Below are 21949 nucleotides of genomic sequence, written 5' to 3'. Positions count from 1 at the left end.
CCGGCCCGCGCCGCGCGGCACCGGTCGCTAGAGCGCATTGAGATGCAGGCCCTGGGTGCACGCTCAGTTCGCCATCGAATGCGTGAACAGGCTCAGGCCTTCTGCCGGCCGTGGCTCGCGGCGCGGATCGCTCTCGCTTGCGACGGGCAGCCACGGCGGCTCCAGCATGTCGAACGCCGGGTTGACGCTCAGGCCCATCAGCAGATGCACCCGGTGCGAGGCCTGGTTGCTGCGGTTCACCGCGCGGTGGCGCACGTCGACCCGCACCAGCCAGGCGGAGCCGTCCGCCGGCAGATGAACGCTCTCTATGCTGCCATCGGCACGCTGCCATTCGAAGAAGCAGTGCGGGTTGGTGACGATGGGTATGTGCAGGCGCCATGTTTCCTTGTTGGCGTCCGTGTGCAGCGGCATCTCTGCGCCCTCGCTCTCCAGTTGCATGATGCGCGCGCGATACGGCCTGAGGCCGCTGTCGTTCAGCGCGTCCATGGCCTGCGCCAGGCTGCCGCTGCACGCGCCGGTGGGGTTCACGCCGCGCACGTTGGGGCTGCCGGCCAGGATGCGCCGCACGCCGTCGTCCAGCGTGCCGTCGCGGCTGGTGACGGCCCAGCCGACGTAGTCGACCCGGTTGTCCCTGTAGGGCGTCGACGGCATCGTCTGCACGTGCGAAAAAAAATGCGCGCGCAGCGCGTCGGGGTTGGTCCTGAAGTTCTTCAGGCGCGCGAACATGACATCTCTCGATTCATTCATGGGGCCTCCTGCCAGCGGCCGTGCCTGCGCACAGAGCGCGCCCGGCAAGCACGCAAGGCCGGACGTTCCGCTGCAAATTGTGGGGATCACGGCCAGTCGATGGCCAAGGCGCCGAGGTCTGGATGCAGACCTCGCGATTCAGCCGAAGCGCTGAACCCGCGCGGTGGTAAGGCATGAGCGCCGCGCTGGGCGCCCGCTGCGGCAACGCAAGACCGTTGCAAGTGGCGGCCGGGCGCTGGCCCGTGCCGTCGAACAAGGTCTACGTGAGCAGCGCCGCCGGGCAGGGCGGGCGCATCGGGCGCTCCAGCCAGCGGAAGGGCAGGGTCCCGGCAATGCGGGTGGGGGCGCAGGGCGGTAGCACGACTTCAACCGGCGTGAGCTCCGGCAGGCCGAAGATGCCGGTGTCGTCCAGGTTCAACGCGCCAGTCGAGCCGCCGGGCTGCATGCAGCCACCCGGGCTCGCGTGGCTGCTGCATGCGCCTGTTCGCGTCTCCGCCTGAACAACCTCGTCGACCAGGCCTGCCTGCGCACACATCACGTCCTGCATAGCGGCCGCCCAGCCGTGGCAGCACAGCAAAACGGCAAGGATCAGCATGAAGAGAGGTCTGCGGGGCATGGCTTGGTTCGAATCAGTCTATCGCCGTGGGGGGTGGCTGTCAGCGTGCCGGGGCCGGTTCTACGGAAACCGGTGGGCCCTGGCAGGCCGCGCGTTCGGATGACGCCTGTCGAGACGCCACACCCCGACAATCGCCCGCTCACCATGTCCAGATCTCTTGCTTTCACCCTCGCGGTTTCGCTCTCTTCGCTAGCCGCATCCGCCTTTTGCTTCTGGGCCTGGTACGAGCGCTACCTGCGTTGGGACTTCAACGAACTCGGGCGCCATTACGACGCGGACACGCAGACCGTCTACACCACCAGCGGCATGGTCTGGGCGCTGCCCGCGCTGGGCTTCCTGCTGCTGGCCGCATGGCGCTTGGCCCGTGGCTTGCGGCAGGCCAGAAGGCGACGAGCCAGCGCCTCGCGCGGCGCCTGAGCGCGCAAACCCCAGTCGGGCAAACCCGCTTCCTGCGGCGGTGTCGAATCCCTACGATCCGCTCGCCAGGCGCTTGCGCCGGCACCCGCCCGCTGCCCTGCCGCCTTCATGGCGCTGATCTTGCGTAAGCCCGGGTTGTTCTCAACCCGAGGGAGAGTCGATGAAAAGCTTCTTGCCGTGGCGCCGCGCCGGCCTGGTGTGTCTGGCGCTGGGAAGCGCCGTGGCGGTGCAGGCCCAGGTGCTGCAACTGAAGTGGGGCCATGTGTACGAGCCCGCGAGCATCTTTCATCAGCAGGCCGAGCTGGCGGCACGCAAGATTGCCGAGCAGTCCGACGGCAAGATCAAGATCGAGGTGGTGTCGTCTTCCAAGCTCGGGCAAGAGGGCGACTTTCCTTTGATGCTCGCGAACGATTCCATGCAGATCGCCTATGTGGGGCAGGCCACGCTGGCCGAGGGCTATGCGCCGCTCAACCTGGCGAGCTATCCCTTCGCTTTCAAGGACCTCGACCATGTGCGCAAGTACCTGGCCAGCCCCCTGCTCGCGGACCTGATGAAGGGCTACAACGAGAAGAGCGGCAACCGCATGGTGGCGGCCGTTTACTACGGCGCGCGGCAGGTCACGTCGGCCCGGCCGCTGGCCAAGCCGGACGACTTTCGCGACCTGCGCCTGTACGTGCCCGACGCCGCGGCCTACCAGCTCTTTGCCACCGCGCTGGACGCCAAGCCGGTCACGCTGCCCTTCATGAACCTCTACAACGCGCTGAAAAAGGGCGAGGTCGAGGCGCAGGAAAACCCGTTGGGCACCGTCAAGTCGAAAAAGCTCTACGAGGTGCAGAAGCACGTGCTGCTCACCGCGCACGTGTACGACACGCTGGGCATCGTGATCGGCAAGTCTGCGTGGGCGCGCATGGCGCCGGCGCAGCAGGCCATGGTCGAGAAGGTGCTCGCGGACACCGCCAAGTGGACCAACGTGGGCGTGATCGCTGGCGAACTGGAAGACGAGCAGTTCCTGCGCGGCAAGGGCATGACGGTGTCGGCGGTCAACAGGCAGTTGTTTCTGGAGCGCATCGCCAAGCGCTCGACACCCGAACAGCTGGGCGCGCGGCCGGGTGACTTTGCGCGGCTGCAGGCACTGGCGACTTCGTCGCACTGACACGCGCACTGACACGCGCCGGGCACCCGCTCGGAACCGCAGCGCGCAGGCGACCTCAGCCCGCTTCGAACGCGCGCCGCAGTGCGTGAGCCAGGTCGGCGACCAGCGCTTCGCGTTGCGGCGAAGGGCGCCAGAAGATGCGGCCCGCGACCGAGCCGGCGGTGCTTTCCCAGTCGGGGTGGTTGCGCGCCGGCTGCACGGCTCGCACCGCGGCGGCTGCGGCCTTTGTCGGCGCGTCTCCGTTGGCGGATGTGTTCTCTCGCATTGCAGTGCTGGCGCCGTCTGCCCCAGTGCCGATGCGCTGCGTGGCCGCATGCCCACGCTGCTCCAGCGCGTGCGCCAACTGCAGCTGCCAGGCGACCAGCGCGAACAGCACGCCGTCTTCCACCGTGAGTTCATGCATGTCGCGCAGCTTGTTCGCAATCTTGCGTCCGAGCGGCCCCCAGCCCTGCGACACAGCGCCACCGATGGCGCCGCCCAGCGCCGCGCCCGCGCCCAGCGAGATGCCGGCCACGGCCAGGTCGGCCACCACGCCCACGGCGGCACCGATGACGGCGCCCTTGCCCAGGCGAAGGCCCGCGTCCTTCATGGCCTCGGGGCTGAAGAAGTCGAGCGTCCAGCGGCCCTCGATCAGCGGCAGCGGCGCTTCGTCGGCGTCGCCCTGGCGAAAGCCATAGAGCGCGAGCAGGTCATCTGTGCAGCGCTGCGCCTTGTCGAACACCGCCTTCTGCAAGGCCGTCACCAGGGTCTGGCGGCGGGCGGCGTCGGCGAACTCGGTGGCCGACACGGTGCGGCGCACCGCGGCGGCATCGACCAGCAAGTCCGCGATGCGCGCGCAGGCCGACTGGCGGCGCTGGGCGGCTTCGACGGCCAGCGTGTCGACCACGCCGCGCAGCACATCGCGCCGGTCGCGCAGCAGCGTGCCCAGGTCGTTGTACAGGTCCTGCTCCGCGCCGACGAAGGGCGCGGCGGCGTCGAAGCGCACTTGCACGTGCAGGCCGTAAGCCGAGAGCAGCTCTTTCCAAGCCGGCTCGCGGCTGGCCGCGTCGCGCACGAAGTTGAGCACCGGCAGCACCGGGCGCGCGCACGAGTTGAGCAGCTCTATTTCGTCGCGGAACTTGGGCAGCACCGGCTCGCGCACATCGATCACCAGAAAGGCCGCGTCGATGTCGCGCAGGGTGCGCAGCACCTTGGCCTCCTGCTCGAACACGCCGTGGGCTTCGGGGCCCTGCAGAAACTGTTGGATGCGTTCGGGCGGCGTGGCCTGCGCGTCGAAGCCGGCCAGGTGCTCGCGCAGCGCCACGGCGTCTTCCAGGCCGGGGGTGTCGAAGAAGCGCACGGCAACGGCGCCGTTCACCTCCAGGTCCACCGACTCCACATGCCGCGTGGTGCCGGGGCGCTGCGACACCTCGCCGAAGTCGACGCGCCGCGTGAGCGTGCGCAGCAGCGAGGTCTTGCCCGCGTTGGTGTGGCCGACCACGGCGATGCGGATGGGCTGCGTCATGGCGCGGGCGCTCCTTCGCTTGCTTGGTGCTCGGGTGGCCAGGCCACGTTCAGGCGGTCGCTGGCAGTGATGCGCTGCAGGCCGGTGTCGCGCAGCCAGTCGAGCCAGCGCTGCGTGGCAGCGGTGTTGGCATTGACATCGGGTGCATCGGCAAGCCACAGGCGGCATTCACCGCAATGCGCCAGCACCTCGCGCAGGAAGCGCTCGGTGCCCCGGTCGGGGCTCGATGCCGCGTGGCAGACCATCAGCACGGTGCGCGGATGGATGCGCGCCAACTGGTCGAGCAGCGCGCGGCGCGACGGCGCGCTGCCGTCGATGCGGTGCACTTGCGTGGCGGGATTGCTGGACAACGCAATGGACAGCTCTGCAGGGGGCCAGGGCATTTCGGGCGGCAGCTCGAAGCCGACGACGAAGCGCACATCGCGCAGTTGCGAGTCAGACAGACTCGCGGGCGTGGTGCCACGCAAAGCACCAGCAACGTGACCGGGGTCGGCGTCGACGATGGCAGCGGGGGCCAGCGCGGCGAAGCGGGCGAGCAGCTTGCGGTAGTACGGGTCGCTCCAGTCGGGCTGCAGCGCCTTGCGGCGGCTGCGCCACATGGCCGCGCTCCACGCCACCAGCACCACGCGCGGCAGCAGGCCATAGACCACGATGCAGCCGGTGAGCCAAAGCGCCCAGGTGCGCTGGCCCGCTGCGGCAGCGGCAGCGGGTGCGGCACCGGGCATGGCGGGTACGGCTGCCATCACGGTCGCCGCGTCGGGCACCGGAAAGCCGAGCTTGGCCGGCAACCAGCCCAGCACCTGCACCGCCTGCACGAAGAAGGCCGGGTCGAGAATCGTCGTTTCCCAGCTCAGCGTGTAGCTGCGAAACGCCAGCGCGAACAGCATCGCGGCCAGCACCACCGCGAAAGAAAGCGACCAGATGCCGTGGCTCACCAGCCCGAAGGCCCAGGGCAGCAATTTGGCGCGCGACAGCAACCCGGTGGCCGCGCGCACCAGCACCGGTGCCTGCCCGCGTCGCCCGCCCGCGACGCGCGCGGTAAGCGACAGCCAGATCCAGCCGAGCGAGGCAGGGCTGAACGACCCCAGCGGCAGCCACAGGCCAAGGAGCCACATCAGCAGCGTGAGCGCATGCAGCCCCAGCAGGCTGACCAGCGCAACGATGACGTTGATGTGCCGCTCGCCGCCACCCACCACATTGCCCGCGAGCCCCAGGCCTGCCATCACGATCAACGCGACCATCGCCAGCAGTACCCAGGGCGCCCATTGCCGGGCACGGGCCAGTTCGGGTTGCAGGCCGATGCGTTCACCGAGCTGTCGCGCGCGATCGATCACCTGGCGATGCGCGTCGGTGCTGCGCGAGGCGGCGGTGCGCAGGGCCTGCGCGTCGTCGAGCGAACCGGTCTGTTCGGTCCATCGGATCGCTTCGGTGATCACCGCGTCCGGAAAGTCAGCGTCGCGCCACGCGGTGTTGGTCAACAGGGTCCCTTTGCTGGAGAGTGCCCGCACAGTGCCGGGGCGCGCAAATTATGCCCGGCACCTTTGGCACAACCCCTGGTGCCACCTTGGCCACGCCGACGAAAAACGGGGCCGCAAGCGGCCCCGTTTTTCAGGTTCTCAATTGGCAGGTGGCGTATGCCGTTCTCAGCGCAGGCCGAAGAACGACAGCACAGCGACCACAACCACGACCAGACCGACGATGTAGATGATGGAATTCATGCGAGGACTCCTTGTGTTGAATATGTATTCACTGTCGTCTCGCCAAGGCGCGTTGAATGTCGGCAAGGGGCGGCGTGTGGTGTAGGACTCGTGAAGCGCAAGGCCCGCGCCCTTGGCTGGTTTCGGCGCGCTGCCGGCTCTTCCCCTTTCACTCTGCTTTCAGCGAGCCCTTCCATGGCCCCCGGCCTCCTGAGCTACAGGCGCGGCGTGCCCAGGTGCGAGTGGCATCGGGTGTCCCCCGCAGCGAAATAAAGGAGGAGGGCGAAGCCCGGGGGACATTCGCGGAGGGGGACACCCGGTGCCACTCGCACGCCCCCGAACCGCAACCCGCAACCGGCGATCAGCAACCCCGCAGGTCTTCAGGCCCGCATACCCTCGTCATCCACGCCGTCTTCCCCCAAAAACCCGCCACTCTGATGCGCCCACAGCCGCGCATACAGCCCGCCTTGCGCCATCAACGTGCGGTGATCGCCTTCTTCCACCACGCGGCCTTCGTCCAGCACGATCAGCCGGTCCATCGCCGCGATGGTCGACAGCCGGTGCGCAATGGCGATCACCGTCTTGCCCTCCATCAGCGTGTACAGGCTCTGCTGAATTGCGGCCTCCACCTCGGAGTCGAGCGCGCTGGTGGCCTCGTCCAGCAGCAGGATCGGCGCGTCCTTCAGCATCACGCGCGCAATGGCCACGCGCTGACGCTGCCCGCCCGACAGCTTCACCCCGCGCTCGCCCACATGCGCCTCGTAGCCGCGCCGCCCGCTCGCGTCACCCAGTGTCTGAATGAAGTCGTGCGCCTCGGCACGCCGCGCCGCCGCTTCTATCTGCGCCGGCGTGGCGTCGGGCCGGCCGTAGGCCACGTTGTCGGACACCGAACGGTGCATCAGCGAGGTGTCCTGCGTGACCATGCCGATGTGGGTGCGCAGCGAATCCTGCGTCACCTGCGCGATGTCCTGGCCGTCTATCAAAATGCGGCCGCTCTCCAGGTCATGAAAGCGCAGCAGCAGGTTCACCAGCGTCGACTTGCCCGCGCCCGAGCGGCCCACCAGGCCGATCTTTTCGCCCGGCTTCACCGTGAGGTTCAGGTCGTCGATCACGCGGCGCCCGCCTTGCGCGTTGCTCAGGCCGTAGCTGAAGCTCGCATGCTCGAAGCGCACTTCGCCGTGCGGCACCTGCAGCACCGTGGCGTCGGCCGCGTCCAGCACGGTGCGCGGGCGCGACAGGGTCTTCATGCCGTCCTGCACCGTGCCGATGTTCTCGAACAGGCTGGTCATCTCCCACATGATCCAGTGCGACATGCCCTGCAGCCGCAGCGCCATGGCCGTGGCCGCGGCCACCGTGCCCACGCCGACCGCGCCGTTCGACCACAGCCACAGCGCCATGCCCGCCATGCCGGCCGTCAGGCCCATGCTCAGCGCGTGGTTGACGATTTCGAAGGCGCTCACCAGCCGCATCTGGCCGTAGCCGGTGTGCATGAACTCGCGCATGGCGTCGCGCGCAAAACCGGCCTCGCGCTGCGTGTGCGAGAACAGCTTGACGGTGGCGATGTTGGTGTAGGCGTCGGTCACGCGCCCGGTCATCAGGGAGCGGGCGTCGGCCTGCGCCTTGCCGACCTTGCCCAGGCGCGGCACGAAGTACACCAGCGCCGCGATGTACAGCACCAGCCAGATCACGAAGGGCCACACCAGTTGCGCGTCGAGCACGCCCACCAGAATGATCATGGTCGCCACGTACACGCCCATGGCCACCAGCACGTCGGCCAGTACGAACACGGTTTCGCGCACGGCCAGCGCGGTCTGCATCACCTTGGCCGTGATGCGGCCGGCAAATTCGTCCTGGTAGAAGGCCATGCTCTGGCCCAGCATCAGCCGGTGAAAGTTCCAGCGCAGGCGCATCGGCAGGTTCACCGCCAGCGTCTGGTGCTTCACGATGGTCTGCAGCGCCACCACGCCGATGCTGATCACCAGAAACCCGGCCAGCCACAGCAGCGTGTCGCCCCGCTCGGCCCACAGCCGCGAGGGCACCTGCCCGCCCAGCCAGTCGACGATGCGCCCGAGGATGGCGAACAGCGCCGCCTCGAAGCTCGACATCACGGCGGTGAGCACCGCCATGGCCGCAATCTTGCCGCGCACGCCGTGCGTGCAGGCCCACAAGAAGGCGAAGAAGCCCTGCGGCGGCAGCGCGGGCTCGGCGGCGGGGTAGGGGTGTAGAAGTTTTTCGAAGAAGCGGAACAAGTAGACGGTCTCCCAGGCAGCCCAGGACTTTAGCCGCGCTGGCATGACCTTGCCCCGAAAAGGTGCGTTCTGCGGTTGCTTGCGCTCAGTTCGAGATGTGCAGCCCCGACATCCCCAGGATGATGGCAACTGCCACGGCCGCACTCAGGACGATGCCAGCCCAGGTCCAGGTGTTCGCCTTGGCCTCCTCGACCCGGTGCGCCACAGCGACGATGCGAGCGCCCAGCACTAGGTGCGACAGCACGAAGAACACACCGAGCATGTAGTGCGGCAGCAGGCGGATGTTCCACGCATCCTTGATCAGGCCGGTGGGGGCGCCCGTCGCAAAGTTCCAGTCCGTCGGAATCTGCAGCAGCATGCGCGCGTAGAAGAAAACCGAGTTCATGTGGCCCAGAACGAAGAACACCAGGTACACGCCGCTGGCAACTTGCAGCGTGCGGAACACATCGGCCTTCTGCCTGACGTAACCCGCCACCAGCGCCAGGCCCGAGCCCACCATGAAAAGAAACAGCCCGACGACGATCGGCTCGATCAACCTCGCGCGGTAAACCGTGCGGAAGATGTCCATCAGGGAGCGGTGCACGCTTTCGCTCAATAAGCCCCCAAGGTGATTCGACAGGTGCATGCCCAGAAAGAGCAGCAGGATGGCCGCTGCGCTGATGCCATGGGCAACCCGCATCCGGGGAGAAACCACCGCCGTGTTCGAGGGCATCGCCAGCCTGGGCTTTTGCGGCGTGAACTGCGGGGCGAACGCGGCCTTGGCCATGAGTGCCAGCCCGATGGCCCACAGGCCGAGCCACACGGTGAAGTCGCTGACCGGGTCGCCCGCCATGTACAGCACCACGCCCAGAAAGGTGTAGAGCGGCGCGGAGGCCATCGACAGCAAGGCGACCCATTTGGCAAGCACCTCGTTCGGGGTGGGCGAGCCTTGCTCACCCAACCTGAGCGCGACGACGAACCCCACCAAAGGGACGGCGATGGCCAGCAGCAACTGAACGGCCGCAAGGGCCAGCCAGGCACTGCTTGCGCTGGTCACGCCAATGTTGAATCCCCTCAGCAGAAACGGGTAGGCGACGGCCGCCAGAGGCGCGCCCATCATCAAGACGGGAGACAGCCTCGAAGGGCCGAGGCAGGAACGGATGGCGCTCGTGGTCATGGTGCAAATCGCTGGGTTGGTTCAGCGCGATGCTAGGGACGCGGGCCGTCTTGTGGCAGAGCCACATTTCAACTATGTCCTGGACCACTTTTCATGCGGCGCACCACTTGTCGGTGCGGCCATCAAGCGCTGGCGCAGCCATCGCGCGCCCCGCTCGGCTTCATGCGCGGCGATGTTTCCGTAGCCCAGCACCAGGCCCTGGGCGAAAGGCTCGCGGCAGAACGGCGCCAGGGCGTGCAGACCGATTCCCTTGGCATTCGCATCACTGATCAAACGAGGCACATCGATGGACCCATGCAGCAGCAGCGTCATGTGCAAGCCTGCCTGCGCTGGCACAAGGTACGCCACAGTCTTTGGCAACGTTCCCAGCGCGGCCCGCAGCAGTTCGAAGCGCTCCCGATAGATGCCCTGCATGCGACGCAGGTGGCGGGCGAACGCGCCCGTGTCCATGAACTCCGCCATCACCGCCTGGGCCAGCGAAGGCGTGTGCCTGTCGGTCAGCCACTTGATTGCCAGCAGCTCCTCGATCAGCGACTGCGGCATGGCGATGTAGCCCATGCGAAGCGCCGGCAGCAGCACTTTCGAGAAGGTGCCCACGTAGATCACCCGGTCGCGCGTGTCGAGGGCCTGAAGCGCCTGCACGCGACGGCCGCTGAAGCGGTACTCGCTGTCGTAGTCGTCCTCGACGATCCATGCGTTGGCGGCCGCTGCCCACTGCAACAGCGCCTTGCGGCGTTGCAGCGACATCGTCACGCCCAGCGGAAACTGGTGTGAAGGCGTCACGTAGATCAAGCTGGCCGAAGGCGGCAGGGCGGAGACGACCAGGCCTTCTCTGTCCACCGGCACCGTGACGATGCGCGCGCCCGCCGCTTCGAAGACGGCAACGGCCGCGGGGTAACCGGGCTCTTCGACCGCAACAACCGTTCCTTTGGTCACGAGCACCCGCGCCAGCATGTCGAAGGCTTGCTGCGCACCGGCGGTGACCAGAATGGATTCGGCAACGCAACGCACACCGCGCGAACTGCGCAGGTAGTTGGCGAGGTGCTGGCGCAGCAGCGGATCGCCCTGCGTCTGGTCGCCTTCGAAAAAGCGCGGCAGCGCGGTGCGAAGCCGCCGCGTGGCGGAGCGGCGCCATTCGGTCGCGGGGAACTCACGCAGATCGGGCACGCCGGGTCTGAAGTTGGCGGGGCATCGCTCGGATGCCAGCGTGAAGGGCAGCACGCCGACGTTGCCGCGCTTCGCGATGGCGGTAGCGGTGATACCGGCGGAGGCGTGCACCTGCTGCCTGGCGCGATGCGCGGCGTCCTGCGCAAGCGCCTCGCTGACAAAGGTGCCGGAACCGTGCCGTGCAGCGAAATATCCCTCGTCCACCAAGCGCTGATACACCTCGACGACCGTGTTGCGCGAGATGCCCAATTCGCCCGCGAGCATGCGCGTGGCGGGCATGCGCGAGCCCGGCGTGAAGCGGCCCGCCACCACGGCTTCGCGCATCTGCCGGTGCAGTGAATTGGCCAGTTCACCGGCTGGAACGTCGTCCAGGGTGAACGCAAGAAAATCAAATCCACGCTTCATTGGTCCGAGTCTTCCGCAGCCTAAGGGGCCTGTGGGGCCTGTGGGGCCTGTGGGCCCGCATTCTGCCGGGCCAGGTTTTCTTCAACCGTTTGCGGATTCATTTCTCACTTGACGATGTCCTTCGAATCGGCCGTCGCCCGTTTCGCCGAGCCTCGCTGCGGCGGGAGCGCCGACACGCTCCCCAGCCGCTCGCTCAGAAAGTCGATGAACGTGCGCAGCTTGGGCGACATGTACTGCCGGCTCGTGTACACCGCAAAAAGCGTGACAGGCGTCGACTCGAACTCCGGCAGCAGCCGAAGCAGCCGGCCCTGCGCAATGTCCTCGTCGATCAGCCACAGCGGCATGAAGGCGATGCCCATGTCCGCGTGCACTGCATGCAGCGTGAGCGTGGTGTCGTCCGAGCGCATGGCCGGCGCCAGCCGCAGCGCAAACTTGCGCCCGCCCGGGCCTTTGAGCGACAGGTTCTCCAGGTTCACATAGCTGGGCACGATGGCGCCCAGCCGGGCCAGGTCGGCCGGCACCGCGGGCAGGCCGCCCATGCGCGCGATGTAGGCCGGCGTGCCTGCCAGGTAGAAGGGCACGCGGCACAGCGGGCGGGCGATGAGTGCGGGCGAAGGCTCCTGCGTGGCGCGCAGGGCCAGGTCGTAGCCGTCGGCGGCCAGGTCGACCTTGCGGTTTTCCAGGTGCATGTCGACCAGCACCTCGGGGTACTTGTTGCGGTAGTCGGCCAGCACGCGGGCAAAGCGCGGCGTGGCGCACCACACGGGCGCGCTCACCTTGAGCTGGCCGCGCGGCGTGTCGTGGGTCTGGCCGATGGCGGCCTCGGCCGCGTCGAGCAGGTCGAGCGCGCGGCGGCTCTGCTCGTACCAGGCGGTGCCGGCCTCGGTCAGGCTCAGGTGGCGGCTGGAGCGGTGCAGCAGGCGCGCGCCCAGCGACTTCTCCAGCTGCGCCACATGCTTGCTGGCCATTGGCGGCGACAGGCCCAGCCGCTCGGCCGCGCCCACGAAGCTGCCGGCCTCCACCACTTCGCGGAACACCCGCAGGCTGGTCATTCGGTCCATGAGGGGCTCTTTCAAACATTCCTGGGAGGAACTGATTCGATGCATCGTAGCCTGTCGATTTCCTTGCAGGAAATGTCTACAGTCGGTGCAACGCTTTCAAGGAGCATCGACTTGACCCACGACAACACGACCTCATCAGCGCTTTCACGTTTGCCTACGTACTTCATCTCGCACGGCGGCGGCCCCTGGCCCTGGATGAAGAAGGAAATGGGCCCGACTTACGACCAGCTCGCCGCCTCGCTGGCCGACATGCCGCGCCAGATCGGCCGCACGCCCAGCGCCATTTTGATGGTGTCGGCGCACTGGGAGGCGCCGGTGTTCGCGGTGCAGGGCAACCCCAAGCCGCCGATGGTGTACGACTACGGCGGCTTCCCCGCCCACACCTACGAGGTGCGCTACGACTCGCCGGGCTCGCCCCAGCTCGCGCAGCGCGTGCAGTCGCTGATTGCCGCGGCCGGCCTGCCGGTGCAGATCGACCCGGAGCGCGGTTACGACCACGGCATGTTCGCGCCCATGGCCGCCATCTACCCCAAGGCCGACGTGCCGGTGGTGCAGTTGTCGCTGCGGCGCGGGCTCGACCCGGCGGAGCACCTGGCGCTGGGCCGTGCCCTGGCGCCACTGCGCGACGAAAACGTGCTGATCGTGGGTAGCGGCCTGAGCTATCACAACCTGCGCAACTTCGGCCCGCAGGCGCATGGCGTCTCCAAGGCCTTCGACGACTGGCTCGACGCCGCGGTGGTCCAGGGCTCGACCGCCGAGCGCAGTGCGCAGTTGCTCGACTGGGCGTCAGCACCCGCGGCGCGCATGGCGCATCCGCGCGAAGAGCACCTGATTCCGCTGATGGTGGCGGTGGGCGCGGCCGAGGCGGATGCGGGCGAGCGCGTGTATCACGAGGAGGCCTTCATGGGAGGCCTTGTCGTCTCCAGCTTCCGCTTCGGAAGCTGAAGACCTAACTGCGCCGCACCCCGTCCGCGTCCACCAACCCGACGCGCGTTTGCCGCCCCCAGGTGCCGCGCCCGGTAAGGAACGTCCACCACCCCCAGGCCGCGCCCGTGTGGCGCAGGATTTGGAAGGTGAAGGGCTCCACCAGCGCGGCCAAAAAGGCCTGCAGCATGTTCGCCTCGCTGCCCTGGCCGATCCAGCGGCGGTACAGGTACACCGACCACAAATGAAACAGCAGGTCGAGCACGATCTTCGCGCCGATCACACCCGCCACCGGCGCCAGCACACCCAGGTTGCCGCGCACCAGGTACACCAGCAGCAGCCCGAAAGCCGCCAGGCCGTACAGCGGCTGCAGCGTGTCGATGGCCTTTACCGGCAGCATGGCCACGCCAAGCCAGCCGTAGCGCCGATCGCCCACCATCGCGCGGTACCAGTACTGGGTCTGAAGGAAGCCACCGAACCAGCGGCGGCGCTGGCGCAAGAAGGCGCCGGTGCTGCTGGGCGCGTCGGTGTGCGCCTGGGCGTCGCCCAGCACGCGCACGGTCCAGGGCAGGCCGTGGGCCTGCGCATGGCGGTGCAGGCGGTGGATGAGTTCGTAGTCTTCCACCAGGCAGTCGGTGTCGAAGCCGCCCACGGCGCGCACCGCGTCGGTCCTGAAGCCCGCGAACGCGCCTGAAATGAGCAGCAGCCCGTTCACCTGCATCCACGCATAGCGCGAGAGAAAGTTGCGGATGTACTCGTACGTCTGGAACCACTGAAAGCAGCGCCCGGCCAGCGTGCGGCTGCACACGGGGGTGATGACGCCGGTGGCGGCCACCAGGTTGGGCTCTTCGGAGAAGGCCCGGCGCACCGCGCCGATGGCCTTGCTGTCGAGCAGCGTGTCGCCGTCGACCGTGAGCACGGTGTCGGTGTCGATGCACAGAATGGCCGCGTTCAGCGCCACCGCCTTGCCGCCGTGCGGCAGGCGCAGCCAGTACAGGGTGGGGTGCGAGGTGCTGGCGGCGCTCAGCATGCCCAGGGCCGGGGTCACCAGGCCGTAGCGCGCGGCCAGCAGCTCGGCTGTGCCGTCGCTGGAGCCGTCGTCCGCGATCACGATACGGTCGGGCAGGTCGGTCTGGCCGAGCAGGGCGGCCAGCGTGACGGGCAGCACGGTGGCCTCGTTATGGGAGGCGACGATCACGCCCAGCGTGTTGCGCGGCGTGGAGACTGAAGCGGTGGGGGAGGCCGAAGGGCGCATCCGCAAGATCGGCAGCGTCATCCAGCCGACGAACAGCAGCAGCACGGTGTCGTACAGCACATAGGCCACGCCCACCGACCAGGCCCGCACATTGCCGACCTTGAACGCCATGGCAAACAGCAGCACCCACAGCACGAGCACGCCGCCATGAATGAGCCAGCTGCGCAGCGGCGTGCGGGGTGGGGACAGGCGCGGCGACGCGGCCAGAAAGGCGCTTTGGAGTGGATCGTTCAAGGGAAGGGTGTCCGGGCGACTGGTCATGGATACGCAAAAACTCGGCCTGCGGTTTCAAAAGCCCCGGGCCAAACCCTGGACAATCGCCCGCGTTGCAGACTGACTCGCTCCACGCCCGAAAATTCCCCGCATGCTCGCACAAACCCTTAACGCCCGCTACACCCGCACCGCCATGGCCTTGCACTGGCTCATCGCCTTGCTCATGGCCGTCAACATTGCCCTGATCCTGCTGGTCGACCACTACCCCGACGACTGGGTGCGCCCGGCCGTGGACACCCACAAGTCGATCGGCATCACGGTGCTGGGGCTGGTGCTGTTGCGCATTCTGTGGCGCCTCACGCACAAGCCGCCGGCCATGCCGGGCTCGTTGGGCGCGCTGGAGCGCTTTGCCGCCCACGCGGCCCACGGCGCGCTTTACATCCTGATGGTGCTGCTGCCGCTGTCGGGCTGGATGCACGACTCGGCCTGGAAAGACGCCGGCACCCACCCGATGTTCTTGTTCGGCCTGTTCGAGTGGCCGCGCATCGGCTGGATCATGGCCATCGAGCCGGCCGTCAAGGAGACCTGGCACACGGTGCTGGGCGGCGTGCACACCTGGGCGGGTTACGTGCTCTACGTGATCTTCGGGCTGCACGTGCTGGGTGCGTTGAAGCACCAGTTTCTGGACGGCGAGCGCGAGCTGCAAAGGATGTGGTCATGACGGTGCAAGGCACCGAGGCCAGCATGGCCCATGACAGCGATGAAGCCCGCGAGGCCATCGCCCGCGTCGACGCTCTCTCCACCCACCACGACGTGGTGCACGACGGCGTGCGCGTGCGCTGGCGCCGCTTCGGCACGGACAACAACACAGACACCCACACAGACACCACACGTCCCCCGCTCGTTCTGCTGCACGGCGGCCACGGCAGCTGGATGCACTGGCTGCGCAACGCACAAGCTTTGTCGGCCGGCCGCACGCTGTGGCTGCCCGACATGCCGGGCTTCAACGAATCAGACGCGCCCCCGCGCACCGCCCCCGGGCAAGACTCGCTGCTGCCCCTGCTGGCCGCGCTGGGTGGCACGCTCGACCAGCTCATTGGCGCGGGCACGCCCATCGACCTGGGCGGTTTCTCTTTCGGCGGGCTGACCGCCGCGCGCTTCGCGGTGCAGCGCGGCGCCATCCGCCGCTTTGCGCTGGTGGGCAGCGGCGGCCACGGCACGCTGCGGCGCATGACGGTGCAAATGATCAACTGGCGCGCCGCCCCCAACCGCGAGGCCGAGCGCGCCGCGCTGCTGCACAACCTGGCCGCGCTGATGCTGCACGACAAGGCCGCCATCGACGCGCTGGCGTTCGAGATTCACGACATCTCGTGCCACGGCACGCGGTTTCGCAGCAAGGAGGTGTCGCTCTCGGGCGGCCTGCAGCAGGCGCTGAACACATTGGGCGTGCCCACGCTGCTGCTGTGGGGCGAGTTCGACGTGACGGCCGACCCGCGCCCGCTGGTGGCGCAACTGGTGAGCGAGGGGCCGCTGCGCGAAGGCACGGTGATCGACGGCGCCGGGCACTGGGCGCAGTACGAGCGCGCCGACGAGGTCAACGCGCGCTTGCTGAAGTTCTTCGGCTGAAGTTTCTGAATGGCTGGCAGCGCACCCGCGGTGCGCCCGGCGCTCAGCAGGCCCGTGGCATGTCGGCGGGCGCATCGACCATGACGATCGACACGCCGTCGTCGCTGCCCGACTGCCAGGTCAGCAGGCCCTGGTGCATCGCCTCGCGGATTGCCTGGGTGCGCGACTTCACGCTCAGCTTGCGGTAGATGCTTTTCACCTGCGCCTCGATGGTGTGAATGGAGCGGTGCGTGTCGTCGGCAATCTGCTGGTTGCTGGCGCCGCGCGCAATCATCCACAGCACCTTCAGCTCGCGCGAGGTCAGCAGCGGGTGCATGGGTGCAGAAGCGGGGCGCGGCGGCGCTTCGATGTGGGTGGTCAGGCGCAGCGGCTGCGCCGACTGCGGCTGCACTGCGAACGCCATGGCGCCCAGAATGCCGTGCGCAACCCGCGCCGCGGTGGGCGCGTCGCCCTGCTCGATGGACGCGAGCATGAACTCCAGCTCCGCCTCGGTGGCCTGGGTGAACAGGTGGGACAGCGCGCAGGCCACGGCGTCGACGTTGGTCGAATGGCTGGTGTGGGGCGTGTGACTCGTGGGGCTGGTGTGGCTGGTGTGGACGGGGCGCGGCGGCGGGCAGAGTGCGTAACGCATCGGCGCTGCGGCTTCTTCGAAGTTGGGCATGGGCGGCGTCATGGTGTGGCAAGACAGCCTCGGCCTTGAGCCGGACGACTGCGCTCGCGGGTGAATCGATGGGAGCTGGATTGAACTGTAGGCATTGGCACCGCCCAGCGCATCCGCTTTCACGCCGCAGATGTGTTGCAGATCACAACCGCGCGCAATGAGCCCATGAGCCCGTGAATCCATGCGCGGCCTGCGCCCGTGCACCCCTGCCCCCACCAGTCCGCTACCCCTGGCGCATCAGCTCGCGCGCAATGACCACGCGCTGGATCTGGTTCGTGCCTTCGAAGATCTGGTTGAGCTTGGCGTCGCGCATCATCTTCTCCACCGGGTAGTCGCGCACATAGCCGTAGCCGCCAAACACCTGCACCGCATCGGTCGTCACCTTCATGGCCACGTCGCTCGCAAAGCACTTGGCCATGCTGGCGAACTTGGGCAGCTGCTGCCAGTCGCCGATGTCGGCCAGCCGCGCGGTTTCATACACCAGGCAGCGCGCCGCCTCTATCTGCATGGCCATGTCGGCCAGCATGAACTGAATGCCCTGAAACTCGATGATCGCGCGCTTGAACTGCTTGCGCTGCTTGGCATAGGCCAGCGCCGCGTCGAGCGCGCCCTGCGCCAGCCCGACCGACGCCGCGGCAATGGCCGGGCGGTTGAGGTCCAGCGCGCGCATGGCCGAGCGAAAGCCCTTGCCTTCCTCGCCGAGCCGGTTCTCGGCGGGCACGCGCACGTTGTCCAGGTAAACGGGCACGTTGATGGTGCCCTTCATGCCCATCTTGCGTTCGTTGCGCCCAAAGCTCAGGCCCTGGCTGTGCTTCACATCGACGATGAAGGGGCTGATGTCGTCGGCCCCGCCGCGCTCGCCGGTCTTGGCAAACACCAGGATGTAGTCGGCCCGGCTGCCGAAGGTGCACCACTGCTTCTGGCCATTGAGCACATAGCTATTGCCGTCGCGCACCGCGCGCGTGCGCATGCCGCCCACGTCGCTGCCGCAGTCGGGCTCGGAGATGGCGATGGCCGTGACGGTGCGGCCTTCGGCCAGCAGCGGCAGGAACCGGTTCTTTTGCTCGTCGGTACCAAAATGCATGATCGGCAGCGCGAACATGGTGTTCATGCCGGCCATCAACGCGCACGACTCCGACACGCGCGAAATTTCTTCGCGCGCAATGCACACCATGGTGAGGTTGGCACCCGGCCCGCCATAGGCCTCGGGCACCCACAGCTGCAGCAGGCCCATGTCGCCATAGATGTCGATCAGCTCTTCCGGAAAGCGATCGTTCTCGTCGATTTCTGCCGCAATGGGTGCGACATGGCGCTCGACCATGCGGCGCACGCCGTCGCGAAAGGCGATCTGTTCTTCGGTGAAATTCATGGGGGGCTTTCGGGGTGGGCGCGTTGCGGGTTGGTGCGTTGCTGGTGGGTGCCGTGCGGGTCGGTCCACAGCGGGTTGTTGATGGCCAGCGCCTCGTGCAGCCCGGCGCGCAACTGCGCGGCCAGACCGGGCGTGTCGATGGGCGTCTGGCCGGTGCGAATGGCATCGGCCAGGGCCAGGTTCAGGGCCGCAGCATCGCTTGGCGTGGCCGTGTGCTGCAGCTCGCGTTCGGCGATGCGCAGCACGTTCACCGTCACGCGCACCTGAAAGCGGTGATAGCCATCGAGTGTGGGCAGCAGCTCTTCTTCCAGGTAGCGGGCAGCGGCCTGCAGCAGGGTGCTCGCGGGTGGCACGGAGTGGCGCATGGGGGGCATGGCTCAGCCTTCGATGAGTTGAAAGAAGTCCCACAGCGGCTCTTCCATGCGCCGGCCCACGGCGCACAGCTCCAGGCTGGCGGCGCTGCCGTCGGCGCGCACCGACAGCCCGCGCCGCACGCAGCCAATGGCCCACTTCAGGTTGGAGAAAGCCTCCCAGAAGCGCACGCGCGCCGCATCGACCGGCATGCCGCTGGCGCGCTCGTAGGCGGCGTACAGGTCTGCGCGTGCACCGAAGCCGCCCACCTCGGGCGTGCCGCCAAAGCGCCAGGTCCGCATGCACAGCACGCCCAGGTCTTGCATCGGGTCGCCGATGCGCGCAATTTCCCAGTCGAGCACGCAGCGGATGCCCTCGGGCCCGACGATGAGGTTGCCGGTGCGAAAGTCCGAATGCACCAGCGTCTGGCGCCCGCCCGTGGGCAGGTGCTGCCGCGTCCATTGCAGCGCGAACGCCAGCGCCGCATGCCTGAAACCCGTGCGCTCCAGCAGGTCGCCGTACACCGCCAGCTCTTGCGCGGGCGACAGGCGCTGCAGAAAGGGCAGCGCCTGCGTGGGCGTGGCATGAATGGCCGCGAGGATGGTGCCGGCCTGCGCCGCCATGGCGCCGCGCGCCGCTGCAAGCGCCGGGTCGTTCACCAGCTTGCGGCCCAGCGTTTCGCCCTCTACGCGCTCGGTGATGTAGCCGCTCGCCAGACCGTCTTGCACGTCGAGCATGGCCAGCACGCGCGGCGCCGGCACGCCGTGGGCGCGCGCCACCGTCATCAGGCGCGCATCGTCGGCGGCCGCCAGTCTGGGCGTGGCCAGTCGCCTGGGCCCTGACTGCACAGGGTCCGGCGATGCCGGCAAGGCGGGCAGGGCGGGCGCCTGCTGCAGGATCAGCGCGTGCCTGCCCTCGGGCGCGACCAGGTCGAAGGACCACGTCGTCTTGGTGGCCCCGCCCGTGAGGCGGCGCAGCCCGTCGACGTGCCCGTGCAGGCCCGCATGGCGCCGCAGTGCCGCGGCCAGCCGGGCGGCCGTGTCGTGTGGTTCGCTCACGCCGGGCCGCGTCAGATGCTGCGGCCCGCGGCCTGCCAGAACGGGTCGCGCAGGCGGCGCTTGAAGATCTTGCCGCTGTCCTCGCGCGGCAGCGCCGCATGAAAGTCGATGCGGCGCGGCACCTTGTAGCGCGCAATGCGCGCCGACAGAAACGCCTGCACCTGCGCGGCGTCGATGTCGGCACCGGGCATCGGCTCGATGGCCGCGGCCAGCGACTCGCCCATTTCGTCATCGGGTATGCCGAACACCGCGCAGTCGCGCACGCCCGGGTGCTGCACCAGTACCGCCTCTATCTCGGCCGGGTAGATGTTCACGCCCGCCGAAATCACCATGTCCGCGCGACGGTCGCACAGGTAGAGGTGGTCGTCTTTCACGTAGCCCACGTCGCCGCAGCTGATGAGGCCGTCGCGCTCCACCGCGGCGCGCTTCTCCGGGTGGTTGTGGTACGTGAAGTCTGCATAGGCCGGCACGCGCACAAAGACCTCGCCCACCTCGCCCGGCGCCACCTGCTGCCCGTCGTTGCCGTACAGCGCCATGCGCGCGCCGGGCGTGAGTCGGCCCACGCTGCCCGGGAACGCGAGCCAGTCTTGCGGCGTGCTGAGCGTGGCGGTGCCCACCTCGGTGCCACCATAGGTCTCGTACACCACCGGGCCCCACCAGTCCATGAGCGCGCGCTTGGTGTCGGGCGCGCAGGGTGCGCCGGTGTGCGTTACCCATTGCAGCGAGCGCAGGTCGTAGCGCCGGCGCACGGCCTCGGGCAGCTTGAGCATGCGCACGAACATCGTTGGCACGGCCACCATGTGGGTGATGCGGTGGCGCTCGATGGCGGCCAGCGCGGCCTCCGCGTCGAACCGGGTCTGCATGACCAGCAGCTCTGCCATGTGCAGCGCCTGCCGCGCAAAGGCATTGGGCGAGGCGTGGTACAGCGGCCCGCCGATCAACGCGCGCACGCCCGGGCGCAAGCCGTACACGCTGCCCAGCAGCGCCGCATAGGCGGCGGCCTGCTCGGGCGTGGCCGCGTCGCGCTTCACGCCTTTAGCATGGCCGGTGGTGCCCGACGTGTAGATCATGGTCGCGCGGCTGCGTTTGCCCGGGCCGTCCCAAGGCGTGAAGGCTTCGAGCCAGGCGTTCCATTCGGTGGCGCCGGGCGGCAGGGCGACGGCGGCATCGTCCAGCAAGAAGCTCTGGCGCACCTCCGGTGGCGTGGGCACGGTGATGACCACGGTGTCGGCGGATATCAAGTGGCGCACCGGCGCCAGCAGGTCGGCATGTCCGACCAGCACCTTGGGCCGCACGTCGTCGACGATGTAGCGCACTTCGTCCGGCATGCCGTGCCAGTTGATGGGCACGGCATACGCGCCCAACGCGGCGGCCGCCTGCTGCGCCTCGAAGAAGGCGAAGTCGTTGCGCAGCAGCAGCGCGACGGCGTCGCCCTCCCGCACGCCCAGGGCGTCGAAGCCGCGGGCCGCGCACAGCGCGCGCCGCAACAGCGCGTCGCGCGCCATGGGGCGCTGGTCGAGGATCAGTTGGCTCATTGGGGGCGTGTCTCCGGGCTCGGCGGCATGCAGTGCCGCTCAGATGTCGATCAGGCGTTAAGCAAATGTCAATGGTTCAACATATGATAAGTCTCGAAGCACGGCCATTGCAAGCGTGTGCGCCTGGCGGTCTTTTTTTCTTGCGGCGGGTGGCTCCGCCCGGGACTCATTCCGTCAACAAAGCAAGTCCTTTGTGACCTGGCCTCATCGCGGAGCACTTGCGCGAAGGTTTCGCGCATTAGTGGGCATTTGCGTTTTTCGCGCCCGGTGCTTAGTGCCTAAAGTGGACGCCCTCACCACCCAAAGCCTCACTACGCGGGCAAGGAGCGCATCACTTCTCAAGCACCTGAAAAACGAACCGCCTGCTTCGCAGCGGGTCATCGGCAGCATGGCTGTGCCGGTGCAAATGCGAGGTATCAAAAGGCGACGGCCGGGGTGCTAGCAACACCCCGGCCGTCTAACCAAGTGAAGTGCCAAACGTCTAAGGACACACCCCAAAATGGCTACCCCAAATATATCCCGCCCCTCCACCTCCAAAAATTCCGCTGGAGGCGCCGCTGCAGACCCTGCTGCAGACCCCGCCGGCGAGCCGACAGACCCCTGGACCGTGCTGGAAGAAAAGAGCACCCAGCTCCACTCGCTGCTGTGCTACTGCCACGGCAACGGTGCCCCGGGCCAGGAAGACGCGGGCCCCGTGCACCGCGACAACGTGTTCTGGCTGGCCTCCGAGCTCGCCAGAGAAGTGATGGAGCTGATTCAGCGCTGCGCGCAGCAAAAGCGCTAGG

20 protein-coding genes are annotated in these 21949 nt (G+C 68.0%); 6 read left to right on the top strand and 14 right to left on the bottom strand.

Annotation, left to right across the window (positions count from 1 at the left end; translation table 11 throughout):
* Positions 1-63: 63 nt before the first annotated feature.
* Positions 64-747 (bottom strand): aspartyl/asparaginyl beta-hydroxylase domain-containing protein, encoded by a 684-nt coding sequence (locus VLK31_RS32255; protein WP_409172574.1) that lies wholly within the window; start codon positions 745-747, stop codon positions 64-66.
* Between the two features lie 259 nt (positions 748-1006).
* Positions 1007-1363 carry a hypothetical protein gene (locus VLK31_RS32250; RefSeq protein WP_409172573.1) on the bottom strand — a complete coding sequence of 119 codons (357 nt, stop codon included), beginning with the start codon at positions 1361-1363 and terminating at the stop codon, positions 1007-1009.
* Positions 1364-1507: 144 nt separating this feature from the next.
* Here VLK31_RS32250 and VLK31_RS32245 point away from each other — a divergent pair, with 144 nt between their 5' ends.
* A complete protein-coding gene (locus VLK31_RS32245; RefSeq protein ID WP_409172572.1) occupies positions 1508-1780 on the top strand; it encodes a hypothetical protein in 273 nt (90 codons plus the stop codon).
* A 160-nt stretch (positions 1781-1940) separates the two neighbouring features.
* Positions 1941-2933 carry a sialic acid TRAP transporter substrate-binding protein SiaP gene (locus tag VLK31_RS32240; protein WP_409172571.1) on the top strand — a complete coding sequence of 331 codons (993 nt, stop codon included), beginning with the start codon at positions 1941-1943 and terminating at the stop codon, positions 2931-2933.
* A 55-nt stretch (positions 2934-2988) separates the two neighbouring features.
* Here VLK31_RS32240 and VLK31_RS32235 read toward each other — a convergent pair whose 3' ends face one another.
* The 6 genes from VLK31_RS32235 to VLK31_RS32210 form a co-directional block, all read right to left on the bottom strand.
* On the bottom strand, positions 2989-4437 hold the full coding sequence (locus tag VLK31_RS32235; protein ID WP_409172570.1) for a GTPase/DUF3482 domain-containing protein: 1449 nt from the start codon (positions 4435-4437) through the stop codon (positions 2989-2991).
* Positions 4434-5915, bottom strand: a complete 1482-nt coding sequence (locus VLK31_RS32230) for a DUF2868 domain-containing protein (protein WP_409172569.1) — start codon at positions 5913-5915, stop codon at positions 4434-4436. The genes VLK31_RS32235 and VLK31_RS32230 overlap by 4 nt, the downstream gene beginning before the upstream one ends.
* A 599-nt stretch (positions 5916-6514) precedes the next feature.
* A complete protein-coding gene (locus VLK31_RS32225) occupies positions 6515-8383 on the bottom strand; it encodes an ABC transporter ATP-binding protein (RefSeq protein WP_409172568.1) in 1869 nt (622 codons plus the stop codon).
* A gap of 85 nt (positions 8384-8468) precedes the next feature.
* Positions 8469-9539 carry a hypothetical protein gene (locus tag VLK31_RS32220; protein WP_409172567.1) on the bottom strand — a complete coding sequence of 357 codons (1071 nt, stop codon included), beginning with the start codon at positions 9537-9539 and terminating at the stop codon, positions 8469-8471.
* A 72-nt stretch (positions 9540-9611) separates the two neighbouring features.
* A complete protein-coding gene (locus VLK31_RS32215) occupies positions 9612-11111 on the bottom strand; it encodes a PLP-dependent aminotransferase family protein (RefSeq protein ID WP_409172566.1) in 1500 nt (499 codons plus the stop codon).
* Positions 11112-11215: 104 nt separating this feature from the next.
* Positions 11216-12172 carry a LysR family transcriptional regulator gene (locus tag VLK31_RS32210; RefSeq protein ID WP_409172565.1) on the bottom strand — a complete coding sequence of 319 codons (957 nt, stop codon included), beginning with the start codon at positions 12170-12172 and terminating at the stop codon, positions 11216-11218.
* Positions 12173-12283: 111 nt separating this feature from the next.
* Here VLK31_RS32210 and VLK31_RS32205 point away from each other — a divergent pair, with 111 nt between their 5' ends.
* Complete coding sequence (locus VLK31_RS32205; protein ID WP_409172564.1) at positions 12284-13117, top strand: DODA-type extradiol aromatic ring-opening family dioxygenase; 834 nt, start codon at positions 12284-12286, stop codon at positions 13115-13117.
* Between the two features lie 4 nt (positions 13118-13121).
* Here the strand turns inward: VLK31_RS32205 and VLK31_RS32200 are convergent, their stop codons facing one another.
* The gene (locus VLK31_RS32200) at positions 13122-14585 is read right to left on the bottom strand and encodes a glycosyltransferase family 2 protein (protein WP_409172563.1); all 1464 of its coding nucleotides are present in this window, start codon (positions 14583-14585) and stop codon (positions 13122-13124) included.
* A gap of 130 nt (positions 14586-14715) precedes the next feature.
* Here VLK31_RS32200 and VLK31_RS32195 point away from each other — a divergent pair, with 130 nt between their 5' ends.
* Positions 14716-15285: a cytochrome b gene (locus VLK31_RS32195; RefSeq protein WP_409172562.1), complete on the top strand. Its 570-nt coding sequence runs from the start codon at positions 14716-14718 to the stop codon at positions 15283-15285.
* Complete coding sequence (locus tag VLK31_RS32190; protein ID WP_409172561.1) at positions 15282-16190, top strand: alpha/beta fold hydrolase; 909 nt, start codon at positions 15282-15284, stop codon at positions 16188-16190. Before VLK31_RS32195 ends, VLK31_RS32190 begins: the two co-directional genes overlap by 4 nt.
* Positions 16191-16233: 43 nt before the next feature.
* On the opposite strand, the gene VLK31_RS32185 is transcribed toward VLK31_RS32190, so the two are convergent.
* The 5 genes from VLK31_RS32185 to VLK31_RS32165 all read right to left on the bottom strand — a co-directional run bounded on the left by VLK31_RS32185 (position 16234) and on the right by VLK31_RS32165 (position 21164).
* Positions 16234-16863 carry a response regulator transcription factor gene (locus VLK31_RS32185; protein WP_409172560.1) on the bottom strand — a complete coding sequence of 210 codons (630 nt, stop codon included), beginning with the start codon at positions 16861-16863 and terminating at the stop codon, positions 16234-16236.
* Between the two features lie 211 nt (positions 16864-17074).
* Positions 17075-18220, bottom strand: coding sequence for an acyl-CoA dehydrogenase family protein (locus tag VLK31_RS32180; RefSeq protein ID WP_409172559.1), 1146 nt, complete (start codon positions 18218-18220; stop codon positions 17075-17077).
* The gene (locus VLK31_RS32175; protein ID WP_409172558.1) at positions 18217-18594 is read right to left on the bottom strand and encodes a DUF6285 domain-containing protein; all 378 of its coding nucleotides are present in this window, start codon (positions 18592-18594) and stop codon (positions 18217-18219) included. The genes VLK31_RS32180 and VLK31_RS32175 overlap by 4 nt, the downstream gene beginning before the upstream one ends.
* Positions 18595-18597: 3 nt before the next feature.
* A complete protein-coding gene (locus VLK31_RS32170) occupies positions 18598-19629 on the bottom strand; it encodes a phosphotransferase family protein (protein ID WP_409172557.1) in 1032 nt (343 codons plus the stop codon).
* A gap of 11 nt (positions 19630-19640) precedes the next feature.
* On the bottom strand, positions 19641-21164 hold the full coding sequence (locus VLK31_RS32165) for an acyl-CoA synthetase (protein ID WP_409172556.1): 1524 nt from the start codon (positions 21162-21164) through the stop codon (positions 19641-19643).
* A gap of 499 nt (positions 21165-21663) precedes the next feature.
* On the opposite strand from VLK31_RS32165, the gene VLK31_RS32160 reads away from it, so the two are divergent.
* On the top strand, positions 21664-21948 hold the full coding sequence (locus VLK31_RS32160; RefSeq protein ID WP_409172555.1) for a hypothetical protein: 285 nt from the start codon (positions 21664-21666) through the stop codon (positions 21946-21948).
* Position 21949: the final 1 nt, after the last annotated feature.

It is taken from the genome of Variovorax sp. H27-G14, assembly GCF_046156345.1.
Taxonomy (GTDB): Bacteria; Pseudomonadota; Gammaproteobacteria; order Burkholderiales; family Burkholderiaceae_C; genus Variovorax.
The sequence above is the reverse complement of the archived record's forward strand: the minus strand, read 5'-3'. Positions and strand labels throughout refer to the sequence as shown.

What these genes read in the sequence shown, in the direction of transcription:
- VLK31_RS32195 (WP_409172562.1), top strand. Translation starts at nt 14,716, where the DNA reads ATGCTCGCACAAACCCTTAACGCCCGCTACACCCGCACCGCCATGGCC.
- VLK31_RS32160 (WP_409172555.1), top strand. Translation starts at nt 21,664, where the DNA reads ATGGCTACCCCAAATATATCCCGCCCCTCCACCTCCAAAAATTCCGCT.
- VLK31_RS32240 (WP_409172571.1), top strand. Translation starts at nt 1,941, where the DNA reads ATGAAAAGCTTCTTGCCGTGGCGCCGCGCCGGCCTGGTGTGTCTGGCG.
- VLK31_RS32185 (WP_409172560.1), bottom strand. Translation starts at nt 16,863, where the DNA reads ATGACGCCGCCCATGCCCAACTTCGAAGAAGCCGCAGCGCCGATGCGT.
- VLK31_RS32255 (WP_409172574.1), bottom strand. Translation starts at nt 747, where the DNA reads ATGAATGAATCGAGAGATGTCATGTTCGCGCGCCTGAAGAACTTCAGG.
- VLK31_RS32215 (WP_409172566.1), bottom strand. Translation starts at nt 11,111, where the DNA reads ATGAAGCGTGGATTTGATTTTCTTGCGTTCACCCTGGACGACGTTCCA.
- VLK31_RS32245 (WP_409172572.1), top strand. Translation starts at nt 1,508, where the DNA reads ATGTCCAGATCTCTTGCTTTCACCCTCGCGGTTTCGCTCTCTTCGCTA.
- VLK31_RS32220 (WP_409172567.1), bottom strand. Translation starts at nt 9,539, where the DNA reads ATGACCACGAGCGCCATCCGTTCCTGCCTCGGCCCTTCGAGGCTGTCT.
- VLK31_RS32210 (WP_409172565.1), bottom strand. Translation starts at nt 12,172, where the DNA reads ATGGACCGAATGACCAGCCTGCGGGTGTTCCGCGAAGTGGTGGAGGCC.
- VLK31_RS32165 (WP_409172556.1), bottom strand. Translation starts at nt 21,164, where the DNA reads ATGAGCCAACTGATCCTCGACCAGCGCCCCATGGCGCGCGACGCGCTG.
- VLK31_RS32175 (WP_409172558.1), bottom strand. Translation starts at nt 18,594, where the DNA reads ATGCCCCCCATGCGCCACTCCGTGCCACCCGCGAGCACCCTGCTGCAG.
- VLK31_RS32180 (WP_409172559.1), bottom strand. Translation starts at nt 18,220, where the DNA reads ATGAATTTCACCGAAGAACAGATCGCCTTTCGCGACGGCGTGCGCCGC.
- VLK31_RS32190 (WP_409172561.1), top strand. Translation starts at nt 15,282, where the DNA reads ATGACGGTGCAAGGCACCGAGGCCAGCATGGCCCATGACAGCGATGAA.
- VLK31_RS32250 (WP_409172573.1), bottom strand. Translation starts at nt 1,363, where the DNA reads ATGCCCCGCAGACCTCTCTTCATGCTGATCCTTGCCGTTTTGCTGTGC.
- VLK31_RS32235 (WP_409172570.1), bottom strand. Translation starts at nt 4,437, where the DNA reads ATGACGCAGCCCATCCGCATCGCCGTGGTCGGCCACACCAACGCGGGC.